Genomic DNA, 19,984 nt, shown 5'->3' with positions numbered 1-19,984 from the left:
CGAGTTCCATCTTTGAAATGCGCTCGAATGTGGGAGCGGGCTTGCTCGCGAAGAGGCCATCCAAAGCGCTGCAAAACCTCAGTCAAACATGAACAGCGCATCATTGCTGAACTGCGCCTCAAACCGATTCGCCGGCATCGGCCGCCCGAACAGATAACCCTGCACCTCATCGCAACCATGCTCGCGCAGGAAGTCCAGCTGCTCATGGGTTTCCACGCCTTCGGCGATCACCGCCAGGTTGAGGCTGTGGGCCATGGCGATAATGGCGCGGGCGATTTGCGCGTCCTGCTCGCCGGACGGCAAGCCGTCGACAAACGTGCGGTCGATCTTCAGCACGTCGATAGGGAACTGCTTGAGGTAGTTCAGCGACGAATAGCCCGTGCCGAAGTCGTCCACCGCAATGCTCAGGCCGAGGTTTTTCAGGCTGGCGAGGATTTGCAGGGCTTCGTTGACCTCGCGCATCAGGATACTTTCGGTCAACTCCAACTCCAGGCACGCGGGCGGCAGGCCCGTGTCCCTCAGGATGGTGGCGATACGCTCGCCCAACTGGCCGTCCGAGAACTGCCGCGCCGAGATGTTCACCGAGACTTTCGGCACGCGCACCTTGTTCTGGTGCCAGGTCTTGAGTTGGCGGCAGGCTTCGCTGAGTACCCAGTCGCCGACGTCCACCACCAGCCCCAACTCTTCCAGCACCGGAATGAAATCCCCCGGTGGCACCAGCCCACGGCGCGGGTGGCGCCAGCGCAGCAAGGCTTCGGCGCCGGTCAAGCGTTTGCCATCGCCGCTGAACTGCGGCTGGTAATACAGCACGAATTCGTTCTGCTCCAGCGCGTGGCGCAAGTCGCTTTCCAGCTCCAGGCGTTCAAGCGCACTGGCGTTCATGTCCGCCTGATAGAACTGGAAGTTGTTCTTGCCGCGTTCCTTGGCGTGGTACATCGCGGTGTCGGCGTTTTTCATCAGCTGGCTCAGCTCGTTGCCGTCCTGCGGGCTCAGGGCGATGCCGATACTGGCGGTCACGAAGAACTCGCGGCCCTCAAGCACAAACGGCTTCACCAGGCTGGCCAGAATCTGCTCGGCCACGGTGATCGCGCGATTCAGCGCCATCTCACGGCTGACGCGCGGTTGCAGGAGCAAGGTGAACTCGTCGCCGCCCATGCGCGCCACGGTGTCGTCTTCGGCCACGCAGCCCAGCAGGCGCGTGGCCATTTCCTTGAGCATGCGGTCGCCGGCGGCGTGGCCGAGGGAGTCGTTGATCGGCTTGAAACGGTCGAGGTCGAGGAACATCAGCACCACCCACGACTTCTGCCGTTCCGCCGCCTGCAAGGCAGTGTGCAGGCGGTCCTGGAACAGCGTGCGGTTGGGCAGGTGGGTCAGGGCGTCGTAATAGGCAAGGCGGTGGATGCGCTGTTCGCTGGCCTTGCGCTCACTGATATCACTGAAGAAACACACGTAGCTGGCCAGGTCGCCTTCATCGTCGAACACGGCGGTAATGCCGACCCAGGCCGGGTAATGTTCGCCATTGCGCCGTTTCAGCCACACTTCGCCTTCCCAAGTGCTGTGCTGGTGCAGTTGCTTGAGCACATAACGCAGGTGGGCTTCCTGCTGTTCGTCGACAGTGAGCATGTTCGGCAACTGATCGAGCACATCCGCCACGGCATAGCCGCTGACTCGGCTGAACGCCTCGTTGGCCTGCACGATGTAACCCGCCGGGTCAGTGATCAGGATCGCTGAAGTAGAGTGTTCGAATACGGTGGCCGCCATGCGCAGGTCTTTCTCGGCGCGGCGTTGCTGGCTGATATCGCGGCCTACACCCAGGATGCCCTCAAATGCGCCGTGCTCATCCCACACCAGCACCAGGCGCAATTCGATCGGCACTTTGCGGCCATCGGCGCGCAGGCAGTCGAACAGGAACAACTGCGTCTGTACTTCGTCGCGCAGCGTGTTCAGCGCCGTCGCGTCGCCCAGCGAGCGGCTGACTTGCTCCACCAGGCTATAGATGCCGGTCAGTTGTTGCGGGTTGGCGATGATCGACTGCCAGCCGTTCTTGAACACCCAATCCACGTCATAACCCAGCACGGCATTGACCGACGGGCTGATGTAATTAAGCGCAAGCTGGCTGTCGGTAGAGCAGATCACGTCGCTGATGCTTTCGGCCAGCATGCGGTAGCGTTGCTCGCTGTCACGCAGGGATTCACTGGCTTCGATCTGGTCGGTGATGTCCTTGGCCACGCCGATGATTCGCGTGACCACGGCCGTTTTGTCGCGGGCCAGGGCCTGCTCGCGGATATCGAAGCGCCGCCATTGGTTATTGCGATGGCGAAAGCGCAGCTGGCATTGCAGTTGGGTGGTGTAGCCGACCTCGCGCTGTTGCTGGCGCAAGTCGTGGTAATACTCGGCATCTTCGGGGTGCAGCAGGATTTCCCAGAAGTATTCGCCCATTTGCTGCAGTTCGGCGCGGTTGTAGCCGAGGGTGTGGCCCAAATGGTGGTTGCTGAAAATCATCCGCTGGCTGATTACGTCCTGCACATACAGGTGATCCGGCACGGTGCGCACCACGTCCGACCAGAAACTCTCACGCTCCACCAGCGACAGTTCGATCAGCTTGCGGCTGGTGATGTCGCTGATGCTCAGGATCACGGCCTTGAAGTCATCGTGCTGCTCGGGCAGGCGCATCACCAGCCACAGGTATTGATCATTGCCGGCGACGTCGCTGAGCTGGATTTCCAGTTCCAGCTGTTTTTGCTGAGTCAATACCGCTTCCAATACCTGGTAGCCGATGGCCGTGGCGTTACGCGGGCAGTCATCGATCAGGCGCTCCCAGGCCTGCTCGCAAGAACTGACGTTCAACAGGCGCACAGCCACCTGGTTGACCTCGGTGACGCGCAATTCCTTGAGCAGTTGCTGGCGTTCTTGGGCGTTGTTGTGCAGCCAGGCCTGCAAGTGCTCGCGGGTTTGCATGTGGGCCTTGTCGAAGAACGCCTTCAGGCCCGACAGGTCGAGCACGCAAAGCGCCACGCCGGTGCCTTCGAAAATGTCCTGATAGCGCCGCCGGCCTTCATGCACCTGGCGCTGGCGACGGCGCATGTTCAGCAGCACGATCACCGGGATCAGCGAGAAGGCCAGGCCCAACAGGCATTTGCCGATAAACGCCGGCAGCAACTGCTCCAGCACGGCGCTGCGGTCAAACAGCCCGCGCAACTGCCAGTCGCTTTTGCTCAGGGGCGTGACCAACACGCTTTTATTCAATTCGTCTGGGGTGAGCGCAGAGGTCCACTGTGCCGGCATGCCGCTGTCACGGCTGACCACGCGGTGGTTCAGACGGTTCTCGATGGCCCACATCGGGCGCTGGCCCTGGCCGTCCTGGCGGGTCAGGTTGCTCAGGTAGTTGGGCGCCAGGCGCAGCGCCCAGTACATCCGCGAGCCGCCGCTGGGTTGGTGCAGCAACAAATAGATGATGGTGCCGTCGGGGTTGTTGCTCAGGTAATAAGGTTGCGAATGGCTGCGTTGCACCAGTTCTTCCAGCCAGGCGCTGTCCTGGCTGTCTTTGGCGCTGTCACTGATCATCGCGCCGCTGGGGGCGAGCAGGGCGACACTGCGCAGTTCCGGCAGCGAGCGCTGCAAGGTGCGCATCAAGGCCTGTTGCTGTTCGTCGTTGCGCGGTGGCTCGACCATCGGCAGCAAATTCAGGGCGATTTTTGCGCTCAGGGCCATGTTCAGGCTGATCTGTTCAGCCAGGTCGGCGCTGTAGTCGATGGTGTATTGCTGCTGGTTTTTCTGGTTTTGCTGCAGTTGGTCCAGCAACTGCCAGAACAATAACGCGAGCAACATCAGGACAAGCGTCGCCAATGCGCCTTTGAGGGTGCCGTGCAGGGGCGCTCCCGGCGCAATATGAGCGGCGCGCAGGGGAGTGGGCGGCGTGACTTTGGACAAGCTGTGATCCTGCGGTTTGGCTGGACTGGCGCGCGACGTGCACTATAAGCCGGACGCCCGGAGGGCGGCTAGCATGCCTTGACTTGTGGCAAAGTGCCAGCCCCGCCTGGCTGGACTGACCAAGCGCATTCAGGTAGCTTTGCCGGTTACGCGGGGGCGTTCCAGCCCCAGACATTCAGGCTTTTTGCGCACGAAGGCATTGACCACCGTCAACGGCCCGCGCGGCGCATGGCCTGCACGGGCTTCGCCCGCTTAATTCATCAGTCACTGACGCTAGGTTCACCATGGCTCAATACGTCTTCACCATGCATCGGCTGGGAAAAGTTGTTCCGCCGAAGCGGGAAATCCTGAAAAACATTTCGCTGTCCTTCTTCCCCGGCGCCAAGATCGGCGTGCTCGGCCTCAACGGTTCGGGTAAGTCCACGCTGCTGAAAATCATGGCTGGCGTCGACACCGAGTTCGAAGGCGAAGCCCGCCCGATGCCGGAACTGAACATCGGCTACCTGCCGCAAGAGCCGATCCTGGACCCGACCAAGACCGTGCGTGAAGTGGTCGAAGAGGCTGTCAGCGTCATCAAGGACGCCCAGGCGCGCCTGGACGAGGTCTACGCTGCCTACGCCGAACCGGATGCCGACTTCGACAAGCTGGCCGCCGAACAGGCCAAGCTCGAAGCCATCTTGCAGGCCGGCGACGGTCACAACCTGGAGCGCCAACTGGAAGTCGCCGCCGATGCGCTGCGCCTGCCGGCGTGGGACGCCAAGGTCGAATTCCTCTCCGGTGGTGAAAAACGTCGGGTGGCCCTGTGCCGCCTGCTGCTGTCGGCCCCCGACATGCTGCTGCTCGACGAACCAACCAACCACTTGGACGCCGATTCCGTCGCCTGGCTGGAACACTTCCTTCACGATTTCCCGGGCACCGTGGTTGCGATCACGCACGACCGGTACTTCCTGGACAACGTTGCCGGCTGGATCCTCGAGCTCGACCGTGGCGCCGGTATCCCTTACGAGGGCAACTACTCCGGTTGGCTGGAAGCCAAGTCCGACCGTCTGGCCGCTGAATCCAAGCAGCAATCGGCCCACGAAAAAGCCATGAAGGAAGAACTGGAGTGGGTGCGCAAAGGCGCCAAGGCCCGACAGTCCAAATCCAAGGCACGTCTGCAACGCTTCGAAGAAATGCAGTCGCAGGAATTCCAGAAGCGCAGCGAAACCAACGAGATCTACATCCCGGCCGGCCCACGCCTGGGTGACAAGGTCATCGAGTTCAAGAACGTCACCAAAGGCTACGGCGATCGCGTGTTGATCGACAACCTGTCGTTCTCGATGCCAAAAGGCGCGATCGTCGGCGTTATCGGCGGTAACGGTGCGGGTAAATCCACCCTGTTCCGCATGCTGATGGGCAAGGAAACCCCGGATTCGGGCACCATCGAAGTCGGCGAAACCGTGCAGCTTGCTTGCGTTGATCAGAGCCGCGAAGACCTGGACGGCAGCAAGACTGTGTTCCAGCAAATCTCCGACGGTTCCGACCAGATCCGCATCGGCAACTATGAAATCCCGTCGCGTACCTACGTCGGCCGTTTCAACTTCAAAGGCGGCGACCAGCAGAAGTTCGTCAAGGACCTGTCCGGTGGTGAGCGCGGTCGCTTGCACCTGGCCCTGACCTTGAAAGAAGGCGGCAACGTCTTGCTGCTCGACGAACCGTCCAACGACCTCGACGTTGAAACCCTGCGTTCCCTGGAAGAAGCCCTGCTGGACTTCCCGGGCGCCGCCATTGTGATCTCTCACGATCGGTGGTTCCTTGACCGCGTCGCGACCCACATCCTGGCGTACGAAGACGACTCGCAAGCGGTGTTCTTCGAAGGTAACTACACCGAGTACGAAGCGGACCGTAAAAAGCGCTTGGGCGAAGCAGCAGCCCAGCCGCATCGTGTACGGCACAAAAAACTGGCCTGATTTGGGTAGGTTGGAAAGAGCGGAGCCTTCGGGCTCCGTTTTTTTTGCGTGCTATTCAGCTGAACCGAGGTGAATTCATTCGCGAGCAAGCCCGCTCCCACATTCGACCGCATTCCATAGTTGGAAATCGATCAAATGTGGGAGCGGGCTTGCTCGCGAAGGCGGTTTAACCTTTGGTGCATTCCCTCAGTTGAAATCCCTTTCCTGGTGCAAATAAGGCCACTTATTTATATCCAATGCACCATTTAAATTCACAAAGGCGACATTTTGCGCTTTTCAGGTGCAACATGAATTGCTAAGGTCCGGCTCAATCTCCCTTAAAAACAATCAATTTGCCGAGACGTTTCCATGATCGAATCTGTCGAATCCTTCCTTTCCCGCCTCAAGAAACGCGACCCCGACCAACCGGAATTCCACCAGGCCGTAGAAGAAGTCCTGCGCAGCCTGTGGCCGTTTCTTGAAGCCAACCCGCACTACCTGAGCTCGGGCATTCTGGAGCGCATCTGCGAGCCGGAACGTGCGATTACCTTTCGGGTGTCGTGGGTGGATGATCACGGCAAGGTCCAGGTCAATCGTGGCTTCCGTATCCAGATGAACAGCGCCATCGGCCCCTACAAAGGCGGCCTGCGCTTTCACCCGTCGGTGAACCTCGGCGTGCTGAAATTCCTCGCCTTCGAACAGACCTTCAAGAACTCCCTCACCTCGTTGCCTATGGGCGGCGGCAAAGGCGGCTCGGACTTCGACCCCAAGGGCAAGAGCGACGCCGAAGTGATGCGTTTCTGCCAAGCGTTCATGAGTGAGCTGTACCGCCACATCGGCGCCGACGTGGACGTGCCGGCCGGCGATATCGGCGTGGGCGCGCGTGAAATCGGCTTCCTGTTTGGCCAGTACAAGCGCCTCAGCAACCAGTTCACCTCGGTGCTGACCGGCAAAGGCATGACCTACGGCGGCAGCCTGATCCGCCCTGAGGCCACGGGTTTCGGCTGTGTGTACTTCGCCGAAGAAATGCTCAAGCGCAACGGCCAGCGGGTTGAAGGCAAGCGCGTGGCGGTCTCCGGCTCCGGTAACGTCGCGCAATACGCGGCGCGCAAAGTCATGGACCTGGGCGGCAAAGTGATTTCCCTGTCCGACTCCGAAGGCACCCTGTACGCCGAAAGCGGTTTGACCGAGGAGCAATGGTCGGCGCTGCTGGAGCTGAAAAACGTGCAACGCGGGCGCATCAGTGAATTGGCTTCCCGTTACGGGCTGGAATTTCGCGCCGGTGAAACGCCCTGGGAACTGGCCTGCGACATCGCCTTGCCCTGTGCGACCCAGAACGAACTCGACGGCGAGGCCGCCCGCACGCTGTTGCGCAACGGCTGTATGTGCGTCGCCGAAGGCGCCAACATGCCGACCACTTTGGAGGCTGTGGATATCTTCATCGAGGCGGGCATTCTGTTCGCGCCGGGCAAAGCCTCCAATGCGGGCGGCGTGGCCGTAAGTGGCCTGGAGATGTCGCAGAACGCCATGCGCCTGCTGTGGACAGCAGGCGAAGTCGACAGCAAATTGCACGCAATCATGCAGTCGATCCACCACGCGTGCGTGCACTACGGCGAAGAAAATGGCCGGGTCAATTACGTGAAGGGCGCGAACATCGCGGGCTTCGTGAAAGTCGCCGACGCGATGCTGGCCCAGGGCATCGTCTAAGCCTCGGGCTCCACGCGCAGCACTTCAATCACCTGATCACCGACGGGACGCTTCCACAGCACCTCGTCGCCGACCTCGGCGCCCAGCAATGCACGGCCCAGCGGCGAACCCCAGTTGATCAGGTTGGCGCTGGCGTCGGCCTGGTCTTCACCGACCAATTGAATGCGCTGCTGTTCGTCCTGTTCGTTGGCAAAAGTCACCCAGCTGCCGATCTGCACCTTTTCGGTTGAGGTCGCCGGCGCCACCACTTGGGCGCTTTGCACCCGCTGGTTGAAGTAGCGCAAATCCCGCTCAAGATCCGCCTGACGCTGCTTGTCGTCCTTGGCGGACTCGACGCTGTATTCGTGCTGCAACTGCGCGACCTTGGCCTGCAATTGCGCCAACCCTTGCGCAGTCAGGTGATTGGGTTGCTCACTGACCTGACGCTCCACCGGTTGATCGGCCTGGGCGGCGGCGTTGTCTTCGTTAACAAAAGCTCGGCTCATGACATTCTCCCTCTATGGAGTTTGGGCCATGGTCGCCGCGCGATCGTTCCCACGTTCTGCGTGGGAATGCAGCACTGGACGCTCTGCGTCCTATTTTGAGATTGCGACGCGGAGCGTCACAGGGTGCATTCCCACGGGGACCGTGGGAACGATCAGCGACCTATTGCGACCGATAAGCCCTGGCGGCGTCACGGTCCTTCTCCTGTTGCCAAGCCCGCTCACGCTCGTCCCAGTGGTTGTCCTTGTAGTCGCGCAACTCTTCGTTCTCGCGCATCGCCTTGCACTGGCGAAAGCCATCTTCCCAGCCTCCGGCGTACTCACGGTCTTTCAGATAGCGCGGCACATTCTTGCGAAACTCCCCGCTGATCACTCCAGCAGCCTGGCGACCGCTGCTGCAACCGTCATCAAAGCCATCGGCAAAGGCCGGTGGATAACCTTTGGCCAGTAACTCCTGATGGGTTGATTGGCAACCCGCCAACCACACTACCGCGCACAGCATTACCGCAGACCGCCACATGGCGTACTCCCTGGCCGTTTCACGGCTGATGAAAGGAGTCTAGTCAGGGAATTGTCGGGGAGGCGTGAAAGCGAGGTGAGAAAGGTGTTGGGTTAAAGGGCCAGTGCTCGTTCCCACGCTCTGCGTCTGCTTTAAGGTCGTGACGCGGAGCGTCACAGGATGCGTGCCCACGCGGAGCGTGGGAACGATCTAATCCGTGGCTAAGCTCGCCAGCGCAGCATGCTCTGCCAATTCCTGCTCAATAAACGCCGCAATCATCGCGCGATACACCTGCTCAGTCACTTCAGGGTTGGCACCCACCGCCTCGGATAAACCCCGCACCTTGGCGATCACCTGTTCAACCCGTTGTGGCGCCTTGACGCCATCGGTGTCTTTTTTGAAGCGCGCGGCTTGGGAGACAAAGCGGCCGCGTTCGGCCAGCAGGGTGACAATTTGTTGGTCGAGGCGGTCGATGTTGTCGCGGATTTCTTCGAGCGTGGTGCAGTTAACAGCCATGTTGATGGAGCTCCTGATTGGGCGGGCAATGGGATGCATCTGACTATACGCGAGGCAAAAATGTGGGAGCGGGCTTGCCTGCGAAGGCGGTGGGTCTGCTGAAAATCAGTGACTGATACACCGGCACTGATCGTTCCCACGCTCTGCGTGGGAATGCCGCCGTGGACGCTCTGCGTCCGATTTCAAGGTCGTGACGCGGAGCGTCACAGGATGCATTCCCACGCGGAGCGTGGGAATGATCATCTTTGTATCGTTTTGGTCAGTAGTGATACCACTTCACTTCCAGCATCACTTCATTCACCGGCGTAGACAAATGGCTGTACTCGCGCTGGGCGCTCAGGCGTAGCCCGAGGTTGCGCGACAACTCCCACTGCTGGTTCAAGCTGACACTGCGCCGCACTTCGCCATTGGTGAAGAAGTCGCCCTTGGCTTCCAGGCTCAAATTCCCCAGCGGGTTTTTCCACAACACACCGGTGTTAAAGCCGGCTGCCGGGGAGATGGCCTCACTGAAGTCGTTGTTGTGTTCCACGCGCACGGTGCCGAGGGCGAAGCCGAGCATGTCGTCGGTGAGTTGCCAGGTGCCACCGGCGCCGCCGTTGACGTGAGCCACCAGGGTTTCGTCGTCGTGTTTGCCCGGCACGCGTTCCAGGCCGCCGGTCACTTGCCATGACCACGGCTGCAACAGCGCGTTGCGCGGGGTCAGGGAGCGGATGGTGGCCAAGTCCAGTTGTTGCAGTTGCCAGTGGTTGCCTTCGTACTGGCGCAGTTTCATTTGCAGGATTTCAATCTGCGCGCCCAGCGGGAAGCCTTCGGCGTTGTCGTTGAGGTCGTGGTAGGCCATGCGCAGGCCGTACTCGCCGAAGGTTTTGCTGCCGCGGGTGCCGATGCCGGCTTGCCAGGTACGCGATTCATGGCCGTCTTCCGGCAAGCCGGGGCGTTCGATCTGCAGGTCGGGCGCAGGGTTCTGGTTAATTGCGCGCAGCAGTTCGAAGCTGCGTTGCGAGCGCTCGGTGTCGCGCTCCAGGCCGTTGGCGCGGTAGCGGCCAAGGCGATAAGCCGCGTCGATGATCAGCGCCTGGCGGTCGCGGGGCAGGGCTTTGAAGGCCGGCTCCTGCAATTGCTTCTGGTCATCGCTGATTTTCAGCACCCATTGCTGCTCATCGCCATCCAACGGCTTGGCGCGTTCAAGCAGCTCGCGTTCACGGGACGGGCGATAGTCGATTTTCTCCACCAGGCCAGCTTCTTTCACCGCTTTCACGGTGTCGGTCGGGATGGCTGTCAGTGGGAATTGCTCGGTCAGGCGCAGGCTCGGGCGCGCCACTTGCAGCAGTTCAAGCAGGCGGTAGGAGCAGTTTTCGTCGAAGAAGAAGTAGTCGAACTGGATCTGCTTGAGCTCCCACACGTGCTCGACCATGCGCTCGGTCTCGACTTGGGTGAGATTCAGGCGGTATTCCCACAGGTCGCGGTTCTCGAGGCTACGGTATTCCGAGAGTTTTTCCTGATACGGCACCAGCGCGAACAGGCCGGGGTAGCCGCCCATCAGGCCTTTCCAGGCGTAGAGAATGCTGTTGTCGGAGCCTTCAATGTAGGCGCCGAAGTTGATCGCGTAGCTGAGCAGGGCGGTCTTGTCTCTCTGCACGTCAGCCTGGTCGATGCGCAGCAGGGTGTGGCCGAACATCGACGACGGGCTGTTGAGGTAGGCCGCCGGGAAGATCATCACCGCGCTATGGGGCGCGACGTCCTTGAACCATTGCTTGAATTCTTTGCAGTCCACGGCGGGCAGGTCGGTCAGCTGCAGCTGATCCTTGAGCCAGCGGGTGCGTGCGGGGTAAACGCATTGGGCGTGTTTTTCACCGAGGCTGGCGGGGGCATACAGCGCGTCTACGGTGGCTTTCAGTTCCTGGTCCGGATGGTGTGCGCCATCGGCGGCGAGGAAGAACTTCTTGTCGCTGACATAGCTGCGCCAGCCTTTGAGCTTGCCGGCTTCGTAATGGCCCAAAGACAGCCAGAACGGATCGTTGGCCAATTGCTGCAAACGTTGATCATCAATATGCGGGGCCGCATACAGCGGGGCGCAGGCGAAGAGTGCCAACCAGGCAAAGCGTTTGAGCATAGGGGCAACTTAAGTCGGAAATAGTGAGACCCAAAGGGGAGGCGGGTCCAAAATAAAACCCGCGCCTCGAAAGGCGCGGGCGGGTCGAGCTTAAGCCTGGGTAGCGTATTTCGCCAGGCGGGCATCACTTTTCAGTACAGCCAGGGTGTTGTTGTGCACGTCGTCAGCGGTTACGTCAGCTTTGCTGAAGATCTGCTGGAAGTGCTCGTGAGTCACGGCAGCGAAGTGCTCGCGATCTTCCGGTGCAACGCCCAGTACCACCGCGTAGGTGGTCAGTGCTTCGCCGTTGCCTTTGGCCATGTCTTCGGACAGCTCGTTCATCATGCCATTCATGGCAATCCAGGACTTGCCGCCGTAGGTCAGGGCGCTATTGGTGCTGCAACCGTTGGTGCCAGAGGTCATGCCGAAGGTGGCGTTACCGGAGGTACCGTTGGTGGTGGAAGCGAGGAAGTGCGCAGGAGTACCGCGCTGGCCTTCGAACAACATGTTGCCCCAACCGCAGTTCGGGCCACCGGGTGCTTCAGCCATTGCATTGAGGGAGACGACGGTGAAGAGAGTACCAAGAAGGATCCGTTTCATAGCTTTGTTCTCTTTGTGTGCAAAACCAATGGACAAGGGTTCAGGCACTTCATAGCGCCCTAGGGGCCAGTTATTAGTCCAACCCGCGCAGTTTGGAGTTTAGGCACGTTCCAGGGGTTCCGTGATTTTTTATAAAACAAACAGTGTTTTTGCAAACAGCCGCCGCGATTTTTTTGTAAGACCCATCCCCTGGCTATGCTTTCCCAAAGTCGCGCCTTGCCAGAGCGCGTAACCGGGAGCCAGAATGCCGTCATCTGCCCCGCCTGATGTAAGGAAGCCCGATGCCTGATCCTGTTGCTGCCAGCTTGCGTCTAGCGCCCGAAGCGCTGACTCGCCCTTTCTCCGCTGAACAGTTCAGCTTCTCGACCACCAATGATTTGGAGCCCTTTCGCGGTGTGCTTGGCCAGGAACGTGCGGTTGAAGCCTTGCAGTTCGGTGTGGCCATGCCACGCCCCGGTTACAACGTGTTTGTCATGGGCGAGCCGGGAACCGGCCGCTTTTCGTTCGTAAAACGCTACCTGAAGGCCGAAGGCAAACGCCTGCAGACCCCGGCGGACTGGGTCTACGTGAATAATTTTGATGAGCCGCGCGAGCCGCGTGCCCTCGAATTGCCGGGCGGCGGCGCGGCGGCGTTCATCGCCGATATCAACGCTTTGGTCGATAACCTCGTCGCCACCTTCCCGGCGGTATTCGAACACCCGACTTATCAACAGCGCAAAAGCGCCATCGACCGTGCCTTCAACCAGCGTTACGACAAGGCCTTGGACGTGATCGAACGCCTGGCCCTGGAAAAAGACGTGGCGCTGTACCGCGACAGCTCCAACATCGCGTTCACGCCGATGCTCGACGGCAAGGCGCTGGACGAAGCGGAGTTTTCGCAACTGCCGGAAGCTGATCGCGAGCGCTTCCACACGGATATTTCCGAGCTGGAAGAACGCCTCAACGAAGAGTTGGCCAGCCTGCCGCAGTGGAAGCGCGAGTCGAACAACCAACTGCGCCAATTCAACGAAGAAACCATCACCCTGGCCCTGCAGCCTTTGCTGGCGCCGCTGTCGGAAAAGTACGCGGAAAACGCCGCCGTCTGCGGTTACCTGCAAGCCATGCAGGTGTACCTGCTCAAAACCGTGGTCGAGCAATTGGTGGATGACGCCAAGACCGACGCCCAGGCGCGCAAGCTGCTCGAAGAGCAATACTGCCCGAGCCTGGTGGTCGGCCACCCGGTCAACGGCGGCGCGCCCGTGGTGTTTGAGCCGCACCCGACTTACGACAACCTGTTCGGCCGTATTGAATACAGCACCGACCAGGGCGCGCTGTACACCACCTACCGCCAACTGCGCCCGGGCGCTTTGCACCGTGCCAATGGCGGTTTCCTGATCCTGGAAGCCGAAAAAATGCTCGGCGAGCCGTTTGTGTGGGACGCCCTCAAGCGTTCCCTGCAGTCGCGCAAGCTGAAGATGGAATCGCCGCTGGGTGAGCTGGGCCGCTTGGCCACCGTGACGCTTAACCCGCAAATGATTCCGTTGCAGGTCAAGGTGATCATCATCGGTTCGCGCCAGCTGTACTACGCGTTGCAAGACGCCGATCCGGACTTCCAGGAGATGTTCCGCGTACTGGTGGACTTCGACGAAGACATCCCGATGGTCGACGAAAGCCTGGAGCAGTTCGCCCAGTTGCTCAAAACCCGCACCTCGGAAGAAGGCATGGCGCCGCTGACGTCGGACGCGGTCGCGCGGTTGGCGACTTACAGCGCACGTTTGGCTGAACACCAGGGGCGTTTGTCGGCGCGCATCGGCGACCTGTTTCAACTGGTCAGCGAGGCGGACTTTATCCGCCACCTGGCAGGCGATGAGATGACCGATGCCGGCCATATCGAGCGCGCGCTCAAGGCCAAGGCCACGCGCACTGGTCGTGTATCGGCGCGGATTCTCGACGACATGCTCGCCGGGGTGATCCTGATTGATACCGCCGGTGCGGCGGTCGGCAAGTGCAACGGGCTGACGGTGCTGGAGGTGGGGGATTCGGCGTTCGGCGTGCCGGCACGGATTTCCGCCACGGTATACCCGGGCGGCAGCGGCATTGTCGACATCGAGCGTGAAGTTAACCTCGGCCAGCCGATCCACTCCAAGGGTGTGATGATCCTCACCGGTTACCTCGGTAGCCGGTACGCCCAGGAATTCCCGTTGGCGATTTCGGCGAGTATCGCGCTGGAGCAGTCCTACGGGTACGTGGACGGCGACAGTGCATCCTTGGGCGAGGCATGCACCTTGATTTCGGCCTTGTCGAAGACGCCGCTCAAGCAGTGCTTTGCCATCACCGGCTCGATCAACCAGTTCGGTGAAGTGCAGGCGGTGGGCGGGGTCAACGAGAAGATCGAAGGCTTCTTCCGCCTCTGCGAAGCGCGCGGGTTGACCGGTGAGCAAGGCGCGATCATTCCGCAGGCCAACGTCGCCACGCTGATGCTCGACGAGAAGGTGCTGCAGGCCGTGCGCAACGGGCAGTTCCACATCTATGCCGTGCGTCAGGCGGATGAGGCGTTGAGCTTGTTGGTCGGTGAGCCTGCGGGTGAGCCGGACGAAGAAGGGCAATTCCCCGAAGGCAGCGTGAATGCGCGCGTGGTCGAGCGTTTGCGCGCGATTGCCGAGATGATCAGCGAGGATGATCTGAAGGAGGCCGAGAAGGAGTTGGCGCAGCAGGCGCTGGCCGAAGCCAAGCCAACCTGATTGTTGTCAGCACGCGGTTAATGTGGGAGCGGGCTTGCTCGCGAAAGCGGTGGATCAGTCAGTATCAATGTGTCTGACAGACTGCATTCGCGAGCAAGCCCGCTCCCACATTGGATCGTCGGCACATTCGGAATCCTCCGCTAATTCGCCACAATTTTGACTCTAATCTACGGCACCAACGCCCGTTGGTCCCTACAACCTTGGTTTGTACTGGTTTTCTTCTATTCTGAGTTCTAAGGATATCCACTGGAGTCGCAGGATAGAGACAGCCTCGCCGTGTAATTGAGGTTGAACACCGATCTACCGAGGGTCGCCGCCATGCCGCGCAACCTTTGCCTTACCCGCCAATGCCTGGGCCTGGTCACCCGTATCGAATGCTCCATTCGCCCTCTCGCGGGGGATAACGGGATGTGGACGTTGTTGTTTGCCGCCGGAATGACCGGTGAACAGCCTTCCACCATCAAGTCCCAAGGCCCGTTCCATGGGCCTTTTGTGGCAGAAACCATTCTGGGATCAATCGTCGAAAGCCTGACGCTGCACGGCTATGAGCTGGCGGATGACCCGCAGATCTGGTGCCTGCACTTACAGGCCCATCTGCGACAGCTCAACGGCGGACATGAGCGCCTAGCCTTGTGAATGATCGTTCCCACGCTCTGCGTGGTAACGCCGCCCTCGACGCTCTGCGTGCGGCTCCAGCCTTGCGCGGGGTGACGCGGAGCGTCACAGGATGTGTTCCCACGCAGAGCGTGGGAACGATCGGTTCACTAAGGCTTATTTGCTCTCGGGCTTGTCCAGCTTGACCTCAAAACCGTATTGCACGGTGTCGAGGTCGGTGCGCTGGTAGCTTTCCAGTGTGGTCGGCTGGCCGTAGAAATAATGCACGTCAAACAGCGCTGTGCCGTATTCCTCGGCGCGGTGGCTGACGCTGAGGATTTCCTTGAGGTAGTTGCCACTGGCGTCCTTGGCGTAGAAGCGCCAGCTGTCGGCGGGAAATTCCTTTTGATCGACGATCAGCGCGTTGTCCTTGAGCGACAGGCCCTTGGGCAGCTTGGCGATATCAATCGTGGCTTTCTCGATGGTGGCCAGGAACAGCGGCACCGAACCCACCGCAAACGCTGGGGTTTCCGGGAACAGGTTGAGGTCGTAGGTGAGCGTGCCGCTTCCTGCATTCATCTCAAAGGCTTCAGTCGGCAGCTCAATAGGCTCGCCGCGTTCGCCTTTGTCGTCCGCCGTGAAGAAGGTAATCGGCGCATCGCTGTTGTTGCGCTCGGCGCCGACCAGGTCGTCGTTGAACGTGAACGGGTGGTCAAACACGATCTTCGCGGCGCTGGCGTCTTCGGTCGATTGACTGATGGTGACGCTTTTTTTCAGCTGCTCCTCGGTCATTGACGCATCCTTGAGCCAGCTCGGCGCGCTGTCGTCATACACCGTGACCGGCATCGGCAAGGCTTGCACGGTGCTCTGCAGGCTGTTCTTGTCGAAGCGCAGCACCGGCAGGTCGAGGTCTTTGCGGGTGAGCGTGGCCTTGGAAAAATCCAGCACGTTGACTTGCAGGTTTTCGATCAGGCCATTGAAGTACACCTTGGCGTAATGGCTGGTCTGCTTGTGTTCGAGGGCTTTTTGCTCGTCTGTCAGTTGCTTTTCAAAGGCGTCCGACCAGGCCGTCTGCTTTTGCATCTCGGCCAATTGTTTTTCGTAGAACGCCACTTGCGCGGCGTTTTCGTTGATCGAACCCGAGCGGGTAAGAAATTGCCCGGTGCTGTCGCGCGCTTGCACCAGCAATGGGTTCGGCGATTCGTCGCCGACTTCCGGCGCCAGTGGCGCGCTGTTGGTCAGCTCGATCTCGGCGTAGTTTTTCTCAAGCAGCAGCAGGTTGAGGGTGATATTGCCCTCGGTGCGCTTGTGGCCCACGTCCTTTTTCGTCAAGTCGAAGGTCAACACCTTGCCCGGCGCCACCACCTCCACCGCGCCCTTGAGGCTGACGGGCTGTGGCTGGCTTTTGTTCTCGGTCTCCACGCCTTCGATGAACGGGTACGTCACCGTCAGGTCATCGGGGTTGGTCAGGTTGGAGCTGCTGGGGCTCAGCTGGATGCCCGGATCGGTTTCCGACCATTCCGGCTGGAAGGGGATGACTTTGTTGTTGCTCAACGTCACCGACTGCCATTCCAGGCCGTGGGGGAAGGGGAATTGGTCCGGGGTGTTGAAGTTGAACGGAAACACCGGCTGCAAGTCGGTCAAGTAGTCGGAATGCGAGGCTTTGCGCAGCACGAACAGGCCGTTGATGTAGGTGTCGACCAAGGCTTGGGGCGTGGGGTAGTGCTTGAGCAGGGCCAGGGTGTCTTCGCCGTATTCGGCTTCGATGGGCTTGGTGGCCAGCTTGGTTCGCGCCCGTTCCAGCAACAGCAGCGAGCCGCCAAGGTCGGCGATGGCATCGCGCAGTTTGGGGTCTTGAATGCTGTCCAGCGATTGCTCGAATTTCGCGGTTTTCTCTTCGAGGGTGGCCTGCTTCTGCTCTTCTTTGGGGGAGCAGCCGCCGGCCATCAGCAACACCGCACACAGGCCGAAAGAGGCCAAAGGGGATCGCACATCCATCATCTGAGTTTTCCTGTTCCACAGCATTGAGCTGATTTGATGGGCTCGACACTAGCAGAAAAATTCTCTTACAGATGCCGCCCAGGTCAGTTTTCTCGCGGTTACAGGTGTTTGGACGCGGCTGGTATACTCGCGGCCATTTTTAGCATAGCTGTGTGAGATCCAATGGAACGCTTTATCGAAAATACTATGTACGCCTCACGCTGGCTGCTGGCGCCGATCTACTTGGGGCTTTCCCTGGGCTTGCTGATTCTGGCGCTGAAGTTCTTCCAGGAAATCATCCACGTCCTGCCTAACATCTTCACCATGTTGGAGTCGGAAGTGATCCTGCTGCTGCTGTCGTTGATCGACATGGCCCTGGTGGGCGGCTTGCTGGTGATGGTGATGATTTCCGGCTACGAGAACTTCGTCTCGCAGCTGGATATCGATGAGAACAAGGAAAAGCTCAACTGGCTTGGCACCATGGACTCTTCATCGCTGAAGATGAAAGTGGCCGCCTCCATCGTGGCGATTTCGTCGATTCACCTGCTGCGAATCTTCATGGACGCCAAGAACGTCGATCCGCAGCATTTGATGTGGTACGTGATCATCCACATGACCTTCGTGGTCTCGGCGTTTGCCATGGGTTACCTGGACAAGCTCACCAAGCATTGATGCCCTGCGCCGGCCTTACTGCTCGACGAAGAAGTAAGGCTGGCGGTTGATCGACATTTCCTTGATGACCGTGACCTTCTCGCTCAGTTGCTCGGTGCGATCCAGCAACGCCACGTTACCGGGTTTGGCCGCAAGATAGCTGCGCAGCTCAGCTTCGGTTTGCAGGATCGGCAAGTAGGCCTGCAGATAAAACACGCTGGCCCCGGCGATGCGTTCGTTGGGCTGGAACAACACCACCTCTTTGCCTTCGGTCTGGAAGGCCTTGGCCTGGCTGATCACCGGTACGAAAGACTCACGTTTGTCGGCCTTGGGGGCAAACCAGAAGGCGGCGGTCATGTAGCTGACGATCAGCAGCGTGAACACCCCGCCGATCACGCCACGGTGATAACGGTACAGCGCCGGCTTGTTCGCTTTGAGCCACTCCAACACCACTCCCGCGTACTCCGCAGCAAGCACCGCAGCGGCGGGTGTCAGCGCCATCAGGTAAACCACGCGCTTGCTCGACGCCAGCGTCAACAGGGTGAACTGCGCCACCAGCCACACGCTGAAAAACAGGCGGTAGCGGTTTTGTACCAGGCTTTTACGGAAGTGCCACAGGCCCAGGTACACCAGGATGTTCCACGGCAGGAAGGCTTCGGGCAGTTTGGCGATGTAGTAGTAAAACGGTTCGTAATGCCCGGCCTCGACAAACGAGCCGCTGAAACGCCCGACGCTGTTGGTCCACAACACCTCGGCCACGGCTTGCATGCCGCCGCGCTGGAACAGGAACCCCAGCCAGATCAGCAGCGGCACCAGCGCCAGCAGCGTGAATAGCGCTGGCTTGAGCCAGTCACCGATGCGCAGACGTTTGTCCATGATGCTGGTGCTGGCCAGGTACACAAAAATCACAATGCCCGGCATCGCCAGGCCCAGTACACCTTTGCTCAAGGTCGCAATGACCATCCCGAGCGTAAACAACGCCCAGGCCCACACACTGGAACCTTCACGCTCGGGCCGCACGGCCTGGTAGAACGCCAGCAGCGCCGTGGTCACGCCGAGGCTCAGCAGTGAGTCTTCACCCACGCCGCGCACATTGCCCCAGTAGCTGGCCATGGTCGCCAGGATCAACGCAGCGCAGAACGCCATGTTTTTCGGCCGCCCGAACCTGCGCAGCATTGCGTAAAACAGCATCACACTGAACAGCCCGGCAAACGCCGACGCCAGGCGCACGGCCCCGCTGGTTGCGCCAAACAGGCGAATCGCACCGGCGTCCAGCCACAGGCTCAGGGGCGGTTTTTCCAGGAAGGGCTCGCGAAACAGGCGGGGGATGACCCAGTCATTGTCCAGGTGCATGGCCATGGCGATCCCGGCGACACGGGCTTCGGTGGAGCCTTGCAGCTCATGGCCACCGAGGGCAAAGAAGAACAACAAACCGGCGAGAAGGAGCAGCAGAGGAGCGGGACGCGTCATGGTTCTGGCTACCGAAGCAAGGGACCGTTCGGGGGAACGGCCGTGGCGATCGGGTAGTATCTGTCAGCACTTCTGAATATTTCATGAATGAGTGTCAGTTTTTTGTAAGGCTCGCTGAGGAGAAACCGAGGCAGGCGTTCCAGCCATTTCCGCGATCAGAGCAACGCGGACGATGTCACCACTATCCCCAGAGGCCCGCTGCGTTTATCGACGCGAGCCTGACCGCCGCCGTAGCTCCCTCCCGGCTGACAGACTTTGATGCGTTTGTTTAACTGCGCGTCGAACACCTTGATACCACTGCAGCTATAGCGTCCGGACGGCGAATATTCATACGTGCTGATGTAGCTGCCGGGCACCGCACTCGTCAGGTAAATCGCCGCTGCAAACAGGTGCACCAGCACCACACCACTGGCGATAAACACCCCAAGCACCAGCTTCGGCCATTCGCGTTTTTTCTTCTGCTGGATAAGCGGCTTCTTGTAGCGCCACAGCAGCACGACCGCAACCAGCGTCACCCACAACGAGGCGATCAGGCAGGCTTTTTCAGCCAAGGCGTTGAAGTGAATCGTCGGCCAGATGCCGATTTGCCAGATCAGCGTGAAGGCCAGGACAGCTTGCGCGCCAATGACGACGGGTATCAGGTAGGCGTAGGAATTTTTATTCAACTCAGTGCTCATCCTTGCAGCGTTTACTGCGGGTTTTCCGACCCCCAGATACAACAAAACCCGCGCTAAGTGCGTTTTGCCGATGCTTTGAACTGGGGGGAATTGATTTCGCAAGTTTTTATTTATAGTGTTAATTACGAATTATTTTTT

General features: G+C 59.9%; 14 protein-coding genes. 5 read left to right on the top strand and 9 right to left on the bottom strand.

What is annotated here, in order from left to right; genetic code table 11:
• Positions 1–78 precede the first annotated feature (78 nt).
• Positions 79–3,930 carry a bifunctional diguanylate cyclase/phosphodiesterase gene (locus HX783_RS20105; RefSeq protein ID WP_177018014.1) on the bottom strand — a complete coding sequence of 1,284 codons (3,852 nt, stop codon included), beginning with the start codon at positions 3,928–3,930 and terminating at the stop codon, positions 79–81.
• A gap of 284 nt (positions 3,931–4,214) precedes the next feature.
• On the opposite strand from HX783_RS20105, the gene ettA reads away from it, so the two are divergent.
• Positions 4,215–5,879 carry an energy-dependent translational throttle protein EttA gene (gene ettA, locus HX783_RS20100; RefSeq protein ID WP_053137900.1) on the top strand — a complete coding sequence of 555 codons (1,665 nt, stop codon included), beginning with the start codon at positions 4,215–4,217 and terminating at the stop codon, positions 5,877–5,879.
• A 348-nt stretch (positions 5,880–6,227) separates the two neighbouring features.
• Positions 6,228–7,565 (top strand): NADP-specific glutamate dehydrogenase, encoded by a 1,338-nt coding sequence (gene gdhA, locus HX783_RS20095; protein ID WP_177018013.1) that lies wholly within the window; start codon positions 6,228–6,230, stop codon positions 7,563–7,565.
• On the opposite strand, the gene HX783_RS20090 is transcribed toward gdhA, so the two are convergent.
• The 5 genes from HX783_RS20090 to HX783_RS20070 form a co-directional block, all read right to left on the bottom strand.
• Positions 7,562–8,050 carry a GreA/GreB family elongation factor gene (locus HX783_RS20090; protein ID WP_177018012.1) on the bottom strand — a complete coding sequence of 163 codons (489 nt, stop codon included), beginning with the start codon at positions 8,048–8,050 and terminating at the stop codon, positions 7,562–7,564. The genes gdhA and HX783_RS20090 overlap by 4 nt on opposite strands.
• Positions 8,051–8,210: 160 nt before the next feature.
• Positions 8,211–8,567, bottom strand: coding sequence for a hypothetical protein (locus HX783_RS20085; RefSeq protein ID WP_177018011.1), 357 nt, complete (start codon positions 8,565–8,567; stop codon positions 8,211–8,213).
• A 189-nt stretch (positions 8,568–8,756) separates the two neighbouring features.
• Positions 8,757–9,062: a chorismate mutase gene (locus tag HX783_RS20080; protein ID WP_177018010.1), complete on the bottom strand. Its 306-nt coding sequence runs from the start codon at positions 9,060–9,062 to the stop codon at positions 8,757–8,759.
• Between the two features lie 259 nt (positions 9,063–9,321).
• Positions 9,322–11,175 (bottom strand): DUF4105 domain-containing protein, encoded by a 1,854-nt coding sequence (locus HX783_RS20075; RefSeq protein ID WP_177018009.1) that lies wholly within the window; start codon positions 11,173–11,175, stop codon positions 9,322–9,324.
• A gap of 90 nt (positions 11,176–11,265) precedes the next feature.
• Entirely contained in the window at positions 11,266–11,754 is a 489-nt protein-coding gene (locus tag HX783_RS20070; protein WP_016973832.1) for a DUF3015 domain-containing protein, read from the bottom strand.
• 281 nt (positions 11,755–12,035) lie between these two features.
• On the opposite strand from HX783_RS20070, the gene HX783_RS20065 reads away from it, so the two are divergent.
• Positions 12,036–14,474 carry a Lon protease family protein gene (locus HX783_RS20065; protein ID WP_177018008.1) on the top strand — a complete coding sequence of 813 codons (2,439 nt, stop codon included), beginning with the start codon at positions 12,036–12,038 and terminating at the stop codon, positions 14,472–14,474.
• A gap of 318 nt (positions 14,475–14,792) precedes the next feature.
• Complete coding sequence (locus tag HX783_RS20060; RefSeq protein WP_159960002.1) at positions 14,793–15,110, top strand: hypothetical protein; 318 nt, start codon at positions 14,793–14,795, stop codon at positions 15,108–15,110.
• A gap of 135 nt (positions 15,111–15,245) precedes the next feature.
• Here the strand turns inward: HX783_RS20060 and HX783_RS20055 are convergent, their stop codons facing one another.
• Positions 15,246–17,069, bottom strand: coding sequence for a hypothetical protein (locus HX783_RS20055; RefSeq protein WP_177018007.1), 1,824 nt, complete (start codon positions 17,067–17,069; stop codon positions 15,246–15,248).
• A gap of 162 nt (positions 17,070–17,231) precedes the next feature.
• Here HX783_RS20055 and HX783_RS20050 point away from each other — a divergent pair, with 162 nt between their 5' ends.
• Positions 17,232–17,720 carry a TIGR00645 family protein gene (locus HX783_RS20050; RefSeq protein ID WP_017139291.1) on the top strand — a complete coding sequence of 163 codons (489 nt, stop codon included), beginning with the start codon at positions 17,232–17,234 and terminating at the stop codon, positions 17,718–17,720.
• Positions 17,721–17,735: 15 nt separating this feature from the next.
• On the opposite strand, the gene HX783_RS20045 is transcribed toward HX783_RS20050, so the two are convergent.
• Complete coding sequence (locus tag HX783_RS20045) at positions 17,736–19,169, bottom strand: glycosyltransferase family 39 protein (RefSeq protein ID WP_177018006.1); 1,434 nt, start codon at positions 19,167–19,169, stop codon at positions 17,736–17,738.
• Between the two features lie 155 nt (positions 19,170–19,324).
• Complete coding sequence (locus tag HX783_RS20040; RefSeq protein WP_177018005.1) at positions 19,325–19,846, bottom strand: hypothetical protein; 522 nt, start codon at positions 19,844–19,846, stop codon at positions 19,325–19,327.
• Positions 19,847–19,984 lie beyond the last annotated feature (138 nt).

It is taken from the genome of Pseudomonas sp. D2002, from assembly GCF_013385735.1.
GTDB lineage: Bacteria > Pseudomonadota > Gammaproteobacteria > Pseudomonadales > Pseudomonadaceae > Aquipseudomonas.
This window is presented reverse-complemented; position numbering and strand designations above follow the sequence as displayed.